This is a genomic window from Paraburkholderia sp. EG304, assembly GCF_046543485.1.
Taxonomy (GTDB): Bacteria; Pseudomonadota; Gammaproteobacteria; order Burkholderiales; family Burkholderiaceae; genus Paraburkholderia; species Paraburkholderia youngii.
On the sequence record NZ_JBKGUA010000187.1, the window covers coordinates 1 to 1907 of the forward strand.

General features: G+C 67.6%; 2 protein-coding genes. One reads left to right on the forward strand and one right to left on the reverse strand.

The window, feature by feature from the left end; all coding sequences use genetic code 11:
• A partial coding sequence (locus ACLFKU_RS43155; RefSeq protein ID WP_410853314.1) for a LysR family transcriptional regulator occupies positions 1-810 on the reverse strand: 810 nt, incomplete at its 3' end.
• 103 nt (positions 811-913) lie between these two features.
• Between ACLFKU_RS43155 and ACLFKU_RS43160 the strand changes: the two genes are divergently transcribed.
• Positions 914-1675 carry an SDR family NAD(P)-dependent oxidoreductase gene (locus ACLFKU_RS43160; protein ID WP_410853315.1) on the forward strand — a complete coding sequence of 254 codons (762 nt, stop codon included), beginning with the start codon at positions 914-916 and terminating at the stop codon, positions 1673-1675.
• Positions 1676-1907 lie beyond the last annotated feature (232 nt).

The window sequence follows — 1907 nt, forward strand, 5'->3', positions numbered from 1 at the left end:
GGTGACCGGCATCGGTTCGGCTTTCACGTTGGCCAGAATCTCGACCAGCGTTCCCGAAGCCAGGGCCTGACGCACGCCCAGCAGCGGCACCTGGATGATGCCCAACCCTGCCAGCGCCGCAGCGGTGTAGCCCTCACCGCTGTTGACCGTCACCGCGCCGCCCATCGGCAGACGTTGATAGGTCTGGCCATCGTAGTACTCGAATCCGGGCGAACGCTGGCCCAGGGTGCCGACGTAATGCACCAGCGCGTGGCCGGCCAGGTCGGCCAGCGTGGTCGGCGTACCGCGGGCCGCGAGATAGGCAGGGCTGGCGCAGTTGACGATCGGCAGCTGTCCCAACGGACGGGCCACCAGCGTGTTGTCATCCAGTGTCCCGACCCGCAGCACGCAGTCGAACCCCTCACGGATCAGATCGACCCGGCGATCGGTGCCGCTCACTTCCATCTCCACCCCGGGATGCTGGGCCAGGAAGGCAGGCAACTGCGGTATCACCAGTTGCCGGGCCAGTCCGCTGGACATGTCCACGCGCAGGCGCCCCTTGAGCTGGGCTCTATCGGTGCGGAACATGCCCTGCAGGTCATCCATGTCATGCAGCAGATCGTGCGCCCGCGCCTGGAACTGGGCGCCGTCGGCGGTCAGCTGTACGCGGCGCGTGGTCCGGTGCAGCAGTTGCACGCCGACGTCAGCTTCCAGCCGCTGCACGGCGAGCGACACGCTGGCCTTGGGCAGGCCCAGGCTGTCGGCAGCGCCCGTGAACGAGCCGAGCTCGGCGACCCGAAGAAAGCACCGCAGGTGATCGAGGCGATCCATTGATTGTTCGTGATTCGTGGATAGTCAAATCAGCATCTGCCGATTTATCCGGCCGTGCAACACCAATAGGCTGCAACCCTTCCCCGAACGCAGGTGAACTGACATGAGCAACGCAAGCCGAATCGTCCTGGTCACCGGCGGCAGCCGTGGCCTGGGCCGCAACGCCGCCCTCGCGCTGGCGGCCGACGGCGCCGACATCGTGCTCACCTACCGCAGCCAGGCGCAGGCTGCGCAGGACGTGGTTGCCCGGATTGAAGCACTCGGTCGCCGGGCGGCCGCGCTACCCCTGGACGTCGCCGACAGCGGTGGCTTTGCTGCCTTCGCTGCCCAGGTCCGCACCGTGCTGGACGGGTGGGGCGAGACGCACCTGCAGGGGCTGCTCAACAACGCCGGCGAAGGGCTGCACGCGATGATTGCCGACACCACGGTCGCGCAGTTCGACGCGCTGGTCGCCGTGCATCTGAAGGGGCCGTACTTCTTGACCCAGGCGTTGTTGCCGCTGATTGCCGAAGGTGGCCGCATCCTCAACGTCTCCAGCGGACTGGCGCGCTTCTCGCTGCCGGGCAGCTCGGCCTACGCGATGATGAAGGGCGGCATCGAGGTGTTCACCCGCTACCTCGCGAAGGAGCTTGGCGCACGCGGCATCAGCGCCAACACCCTCGCGCCCGGCGCGATCGAAACCGACTTCGGTGGCGGCCGCGTGCGCGACGATGCGCAGGTCAACGCGATGGTGTCCTCGGTCACCGCGATGGGCCGGCCGGGCAAGCCCGATGACATCGGCCCGGTGGCGGTGGCGTTGTTGTCGCCGCAGACCGCGTGGGTCAACGCGCAGCGGGTGGAGGCCTCGGGCGGCATGTTTGTCTGAGGGTCCTGTGGCGGCGCTGCGACCGGCCGCGTCGCATGGCTGAGAATGATTCGCATCAATCGCCCTCACTGGCTATGATGCGGGTCCTTTCCGTTACGACCCCGAGCCCCACTTGAAGCCTGCGTCGCCGGTGACGTCCACGCCGAACGTGCCTTCGATGAGCCCGCGATTGTCCAGAACCAGCGTCCCAGAGGTGTTGCGCACGCCTGCGCCGGTGCTGGCGCGAAGCATG